Raw genomic sequence first — 7,462 nt, forward strand, 5'->3', positions numbered from 1 at the left:
AGTATAAAAGTTCATTCAAACAATTTCACGCTATAATCTACTGCTTATCTTTACGTGCTGGAATCGTTAAGCTCATCTGTACTTGAGGTAAGTTTTCTTTTTGCGCCTTCGCAGGTTTACTATCTTCCACGCTACTAGCAGCTGGTGTATTTTGCTTATCTAATTCTTGTTGCTTTAGCTTCTGCATTTGCTTAGTAAGTTGGCGCTCCCTTTGAGTCATCGCATCAACTGGCTGAATCCACAAATCAATATCGAAAAAATTCTCATTATTCTCAGTGATAAAGTCGATACCAAGCACGACTACGTGATGTAGCTCAATAATTGGCAAACGTGTGGCAACGTCCTGTGCGATCTTTGCTAGCTTTGGTTGGACAGCGGCTTTGCTGTTAGGCCCTTTTGACTCCTGACCGTAAAACACCAGTACATAATGTCGTCCTAAACTCTCATAAGAATGTTGATGTACCACATAGCCCTCCTTTTGCAGCGTTGCGCTTTGTTTAGGGTGTCTATATAGCGTACGAACAAGCTCGTGACGTGAAAACAAAGACTCATCTAACAGTTGTTGTTGCCAGTGAGCGAGTGGTATTGCTGTTTGGTCGTCATTATTAGTTGCGTGCTTTTTACCATACGTGTCTATCATCTGCATACTTAGCTGAGACCATATCGTGGCCGCTTGTATCATATGTTGATGGTACATCTGAGCAGTTGAACTTTGGTTCTTGTAGGCAAGCGTAATGGCGACCAGTGCTGAGTTAGGTTCGTCTTGTACTTCATTTTTGATGAGCGCATTGTCGACCGCAATAGCAGGTGTCAATAAAACTGGGCTTTGTAAGAAACGCTCAACCAAAGCGTCTTCTGACTCGAAACTTGGAATATGGTTTACAGCCGACTGCTGTAGTTGCTCCAGATGATAAGCTAAGAAACGCCACAATTCACATGGCGTTCGTACCGCTGCTGCTATCGAGTACCAGTCGTCCCAACTAAAGACTTGCAGCTGCTGCATGCTTTCACTCATGTCGACAACTAAGTCTTCTAAAAAGTAACGAACCCCAAAATTGTGTTTAAGTCGCTGTAGAGCACTGTTTGAATGGTTTGCACTGTCATTGTTATCATCTTGATTAAGACTGCTACCTCCTCCGACAAGCTGAATATCAAAAATCATAGCTTCATAACCAGCTGAAGCATTGTCTTCATTTTGAGACGATAATGATTTATACCATGTAAGTGCTGACTTTACCGCAGTCATGCGTACAGCCTCAATATCAACTGACTCTGTATCATAGGGTAAATACAGTGTTAGCTCCAACAGCTGTAGCTTGCCAAGTGGCAACTGATATTGATAGTGACGAGCGATATACTGAGCATTGTATTCATGCTCAATCGTATGCATGCCTGCTAAAGTCACTGCCATAGCATCTGTTTGTAAATAACTGACTAGCTCGGTCGTCAGGTAGCCCCAGTCGGGCATGGTAGTAATCGAATGGGACACAAGTTCCAACCTTCTATTATCGTATGGTGAATATCGCACATGCCAGCTCGTAATAATAACAACATGATTATCGCGTATTACAAATATCTGGATGATGCAAAATTATGCTACATAAGCACTATCAGAGACAGTCGCTTTCAAAGCGATCACTTGTTATGATGATATCAAAGCAGTATTGCTTGCGTGCAAATTTATGAATGACAAACTGTACTTAGTTGTATGTATCGAAACCATAGTCGTTGAATTTTTAATCATCGAATTTTTAATGACTATTATATAATAATAAGGATTAAACATTATGAAGCGTTTTAAAGAAAAGACCGTCGTTGTAACGGGTGCAGGTTCTGGTATTGGCCGTGCAACTGCCATTCGCTTTGCCGAAGAAGGCGCTAGCGTGGTTCTAGTAGGACGTACGGCAGCAACACTAGAAGAAACTGCCAAAGAGTTGCCACAAGATCGTACTTGGATTCACACCGACAATTATCTCATTATTACATGCGACATTAGCGTTCAAAGCCAAGTACAAGAGATGGTTGAGCGCGCTATCGACAAATTTGGCAAAATTGATATCTTGGTCAATAATGCTGGTAAGGCAACCCAAGGTAAAATCACCGAATTGTCTGCTGATGATTGGCGCTCTGCTATCGATGTAAATCTAAACGGGACCTTCTACGTCTCTCAAGCTGCTATGCCTCACTTGATTGCATCAAAGGGCAACATCGTCAATATCTCATCGCTCTCGGGCGTGGGTGGTGACTGGAATATGGCTGCTTACAATGCTGCTAAAGCGGGTGTAACTAATTTAACCCGTACATTGGCATTAGATCATGGTTCAGATGGTGTTCGCGTCAATGCGGTTAATCCAAGTGTCACCAAAACCGATATGACTACGGCTATCCAAGATAATGAGTCTAAGACGGATAAGTTATTAGCTCGCTGTCCACTTGGACGTTTGGCAACCCCAGAGGATATCGCCGCTGCTATTACCTTTTTAGCAAGCGATGATGCCTCTATGATTACTGGTGTTAATCTACCTGTTGACGGCGGTGTTAGCGCTTCTAACGGCCAACCACAGTTCTAAATTGTTAAGCTGATAGGTATCTAAATATTACTCAAAAAAAAGCCCCCGATATCATCATATCAGGGGCTTTTTCAACATCAATTATCAAAGCTTAATTGTAGGTAACTTTGAGTTTTCATACCTGTCATACAGTCAGTTCTGTTAACTTAACTAATTAAACTAATTAAACTAATTAAACTAATATTTATAACATTTGGCTTATTCAGCTATATTATTGATATCTTGTAGTGGCTGCGATAAACGCTCAAGGTGTCTTGGTAGCACCCCTTTATACTGAGAATATATTTTTGGTAAATCTGCCTCGATATCACCTGTAGGATAAACCAGCGACATAAACCGTATTTCTTTAGTATTGTAGTCCATCGCTACTGGCAAAATCGGTACACCAGCACCCACCGCTAAATAATAAAAGCCTGTCTTCCACGACTCAGTATATTGCCGTGTTCCCTCTGGTGATAATCCTAAAAATAATGGTTCACCAGTTTTGAACTTATCAATACTGGCTTGCAGCACAGAGCCTTTGTTGCCACGATCGATAGGAATAACCCCTATCCAATTTAATAACTGTGCAAACACAGGCACTTTAAATAGCGTGTGCTTGCCCATAATGCTGATTTTGATATCTAATGCAAACAGACTTGGAATCGCATAAATACCATCCACATTAGAAGTATGTGGCAGAGCAAGCACTACAGCTTGTGAGATATTTGGAATCTCGCCTACCGTACGCCAACCTGACGCCTTTAACAGTGCGGATGCAATAACAGGCGCAAACTTGTTGCCACGCTTTGGAACCTTGTCTCCCAAATGCTTTTTGCTAAGTTTTGGGAGCACTTTGGAGCGCGCAGGTTTAGAAGCAACAGACTTAGAACGGTTAAAAATCTTCGGTATCATGACAGCACAATATAATGAAAGGTACTGACATAATACCATTAAGCCTTTGTGGCTAGGCTGAATTTTGCGTGCTTTTATTATGTGATAGATCGTTTAGCCATAAATATAAGTAATGACCTATTTCGATATTCTGCACACGTATTTCTTTAGATTCATTGCTAATTCTTAAGAAATATCAGCCAAATCACCTTTGCTCTCAAGCCATGACTTGCGATCAGAAGCACGCTTCTTAGCCAGTAGCATATCCATCACGCTATTGGTCAGTACCATGTCGTCCATATCTAACTGTACTAAGCGGCGTGTATCACGGCTCATCGTCGTCTCACGCAGTTGCTCAGCGCTCATTTCACCAAGTCCTTTGAAACGTGTAATCTGGGCTTTTTTATTACCCGGTACGTTAGCCAAGATATGTGCAAGCTCTGGCTCATCCAGTGCATAATGAACCTCTTTACCCACATCTACTCGGTACAATGGCGGCATGGCCACAAATAAATGACCCGCATCCACTAGCGCAGGGAAATGCTTCACAAACAAAGCGCAGATCAATGTCGCAATGTGCAGTCCATCAGAGTCAGCATCCGCTAAGATACATATCTTGTCATAACGCAGCTCGGACAAATCATCAGAGGCAGGATCCACACCGATAGCAATGGCAATATCATGAATCTCTTGGCTTGATAACACCGTATCTGATGATACTTCCCATGTGTTTAGGATTTTGCCGCGCAGAGGTAATATAGCCTGATAATGACGATCTCTTGCTTGCTTAGCACTACCACCCGCAGAGTCACCCTCTACTAAGAACAGCTCAGCGCCATCACGCAAATCACCACGGCAGTCTGCCAATTTACCAGGCAATGCGGGTCCCTGAGTAATTTTCTTACGAGCAACTTTTTTGGCAGATTTCAGACGACGACCTGCTTTATTAATCGCCAGTTCAGCGATTTGTGTACCCATGTCCGCATGTTGGTTTAACCAGAGGCTAAAGGCATCTTTTGCCAATGTCTGTACAGCGCCCGCAGCCTCGCGACTAGATAAACGTTCTTTGGTCTGTCCAGAAAACTGCGGCTCAGAGAACTTCAGAGACAGAATATAGTTCACCCCGTCCCAGACATCTTCTGCAGTTAGCTTCACACTACGTGGTAGCAAATTATGAATATCGCAGAATTCACGCAGCGCTTCTAAAATGCCCGTGCGTAGTCCGTTGACGTGCGTACCGCCCTGAGCTGTTGGAATCAGGTTTACATAGCTTTCTTGAATCGGCGTGCCACCATCAGGCAACCAAGACAAGGCAAAGGTAATAGCCGCTCGTTCACCTGCTTTTGCCTCATAATTATAATAAAACGGTGCTTCAGGCAATGTTTCCAAACCATCTAATTGTTCGCTTAGATACTCGACTACCCCATCCGTAAACTGCCAAACGACCTTTTCATCATTAATATCATCAGTGAACTCAATCGTCAGTCCAGCGGCCAAAACAGCCTTTGCTTTTAAATTATGCTTGAGCTGTTTTACATTAAATTTGGGCGTATCAAAGAAACTACCATCCGCCCAAAAGTGCACTCTAGTGCCACGTTTACGCTTATTTGAGCTGACTGCTTCAGTCAATGGCGTAACTGGTGCACCATTTTCAAATGCCATATCAAACTGCGTACTGTCACGCCATACCGTAACCTCAACGCGAGTTGATAGCGCATTGACGACAGAGATACCCACGCCATGTAGACCACCTGACACTTCATAATTAGAGGTCGAAAACTTTCCACCTGCATGCAAGCGGGTCAAAATCAGCTCAATACCAGATTGACCAAACTCAGGATGGATATCAGTTGGCATACCGCGCCCGTCATCTTCGACAGACAACGATCCATCACTATGCAATTGCACCTTGATGGTTTTAGCATAACCAGCCAACGCTTCATCTACTGAGTTATCAATAACCTCTTGCGCCAAATGGTTCGGGCGCGTGGTATCGGTATACATACCCGGACGACGACGGACTGGCTCAAGACCTTCTAAAACTTCTAACGATTGCGCATTATATTGACTCACAAATGCATCCTTAACTGTTCGCTTGCGTTTAATTCTATTAAACCATTATAACGAAAAATAGCGACGTTAACGTTAATACTCCATCGCTTACGTCATATAATGTCGTCTATTTAAGGTTGTACTAAACTCTGTAAGATATTCATCACCATGGGCAACTGCTCATCAAAGTCACTGAAGCGATGATCGCCACCCACTTGCACTGTTACCGATGCGCCATGACCTTGATAAAAATCTCTAGACAATTCAGAATTTAGCAATTCATCACCTTCTTTTAATAGTACAGCAACTTTATCGGGATAATTTACTGATAATAGCTGATTATCTGCAAACCACTGTAAATCTGCAGTCGTAATACTCCAGCCACCCGCTGTCGTATGCAGGACTTTGCTAGTAGATGACTCATTTAAGTTATCTTGACTTGATACTGATTGATTAGAGAAACGCTGTAAAGTGATATGGGGCTGAGTACTAGGATTGAGCAATAAAACTGGGCAACCTATCTGATTGCTTATCAAAGTAGAAAAATACCCACCTAGCGAGCTACCGATCAATACCGTACTTGATAACTCAGTCTGCTTATCTGCTGATCTTCTATCTGCACTATTATTTAGTGCTTTGATTAAAGACAGTAATTGCTCACACACTTGAGCAGGGGTTTTATTTAAATCAGGACGCAGCACATTAATATCAGGATGATGAAGCTGGCAATATTTTTCTAACAACACCCCTTTAGTCGAGTTGGCATCACTGTCCAATCCATGGATATAAATCAAGTTCACGTATCATCTCACTTATTAATTTTGTTATGATTATCTTATAAAGGCTATCAAAGCTAAGCATAGCAGCCGCTAGACGAAAATAATAACAATAAAATGGCACACTATTAGTCGGTATTTGCAACATAATAATGTTGTACAGTGATTTTATGCAGGTCAAAGGAATGACGTTAGTCATTATGGAGGAGTCATGAATCAACAGTTTGAGCTGTTCGAGATTGCCAATCCATGTATTGGTCTTTGCCAAAGCAATAAGAAGGGTTATTGCTTTGGTTGCCTGCGTAGTCGAACTGAGCGCCAGCTATGGCATGATATGACGACAGAGCAGCAGCGCGAGGTGCTAAGGCTTATCGCAGGACGTAAGCTACGTATAGAGCAAATGAGACAGCGTAAAGATGAACAGTTAGGATTTGATTTTGAAGAGATACCTGAGATAGGTGAATTATTTTGAGAAGTAATGAATCAGACCAGATATGCCAACAGTATCCTTAGAATGCATTAAATTTGGCTAAAATATATGCCCAATAACCTAATAGTAGAATCAGTAGTACCCACGGTATGGCGAAACACCAATAATATAAATCGCTAGTAGCAAATACGTAAAAATAAACAGCCATTGCAACACTGATTACAAGTGAAGCTGCATATCCAATCAACAAGGTAAAGAGAACATTATTTTCAACTTTGGTTAAGCTTGGGCTATTTTCTGCACATATATAGAAAAGAAACCCGAAGGCGAAAGCCCCGCCAATAGTAATATGCAAAAATGATATTAGAACTAGCAACCAAATTGACACGCATACTTCCTTGTTAGTCTAATGACGGCTTTGTCTTTAATACAGTGCTTTCTACAAGTTAGAAGCGCTTTTAATAAAAAATAGCATACCTTCAAGTTTTTCTATAATCAATATTGCAATACGCTTGCTAGAATACATTAGACTGAAATAGGTAGATCCGTCACCAAACTGCTGACAAAGAAAAGCCCCCAACGCGTTAGCGAAGGGGGCTTTATCTAGAATAGAGAGCTGACGATGACCTGAGCGCCGTAAAAATTGCATGCCAATTTTAGGCAGCGCAAGAGCAAATCCTTTAGATAGGATTTGCTACGTAGGTCACTAGGAATAAAAGATAAAAAAAAGAGCCACCCAATTAAGGATGACTCTTTTTAAG

6 protein-coding genes are annotated in these 7,462 nt (G+C 41.9%); 2 read left to right on the top strand and 4 right to left on the bottom strand.

Going from position 1 to position 7,462, the window contains the following annotated elements; genetic code table 11:
- Positions 1–37: 37 nt before the first annotated feature.
- Positions 38–1,489, bottom strand: coding sequence for a hypothetical protein (locus tag I3249_RS04095; RefSeq protein ID WP_238068732.1), 1,452 nt, complete (start codon positions 1,487–1,489; stop codon positions 38–40).
- Positions 1,490–1,787: 298 nt separating this feature from the next.
- On the opposite strand from I3249_RS04095, the gene I3249_RS04100 reads away from it, so the two are divergent.
- Positions 1,788–2,570, top strand: coding sequence for an SDR family oxidoreductase (locus tag I3249_RS04100; protein ID WP_238068734.1), 783 nt, complete (start codon positions 1,788–1,790; stop codon positions 2,568–2,570).
- A 198-nt stretch (positions 2,571–2,768) separates the two neighbouring features.
- Here I3249_RS04100 and I3249_RS04105 read toward each other — a convergent pair whose 3' ends face one another.
- The 3 genes from I3249_RS04105 to I3249_RS04115 all read right to left on the bottom strand — a co-directional run bounded on the left by I3249_RS04105 (position 2,769) and on the right by I3249_RS04115 (position 6,295).
- Positions 2,769–3,464: a lysophospholipid acyltransferase family protein gene (locus I3249_RS04105; protein WP_238068736.1), complete on the bottom strand. Its 696-nt coding sequence runs from the start codon at positions 3,462–3,464 to the stop codon at positions 2,769–2,771.
- Positions 3,465–3,629: 165 nt separating this feature from the next.
- The gene (gene parE, locus I3249_RS04110; RefSeq protein WP_238068738.1) at positions 3,630–5,516 is read right to left on the bottom strand and encodes a DNA topoisomerase IV subunit B; all 1,887 of its coding nucleotides are present in this window, start codon (positions 5,514–5,516) and stop codon (positions 3,630–3,632) included.
- Positions 5,517–5,626: 110 nt separating this feature from the next.
- Positions 5,627–6,295 carry a YqiA/YcfP family alpha/beta fold hydrolase gene (locus tag I3249_RS04115; RefSeq protein ID WP_238068741.1) on the bottom strand — a complete coding sequence of 223 codons (669 nt, stop codon included), beginning with the start codon at positions 6,293–6,295 and terminating at the stop codon, positions 5,627–5,629.
- A 187-nt stretch (positions 6,296–6,482) separates the two neighbouring features.
- On the opposite strand from I3249_RS04115, the gene I3249_RS04120 reads away from it, so the two are divergent.
- Positions 6,483–6,743 (top strand): DUF1289 domain-containing protein, encoded by a 261-nt coding sequence (locus tag I3249_RS04120; RefSeq protein ID WP_165596742.1) that lies wholly within the window; start codon positions 6,483–6,485, stop codon positions 6,741–6,743.
- Positions 6,744–7,462: the final 719 nt, after the last annotated feature.

Origin of the sequence: Psychrobacter sp. Ps1, from assembly GCF_022129425.1 — a bacterium.
GTDB lineage: Bacteria > Pseudomonadota > Gammaproteobacteria > Pseudomonadales > Moraxellaceae > Psychrobacter.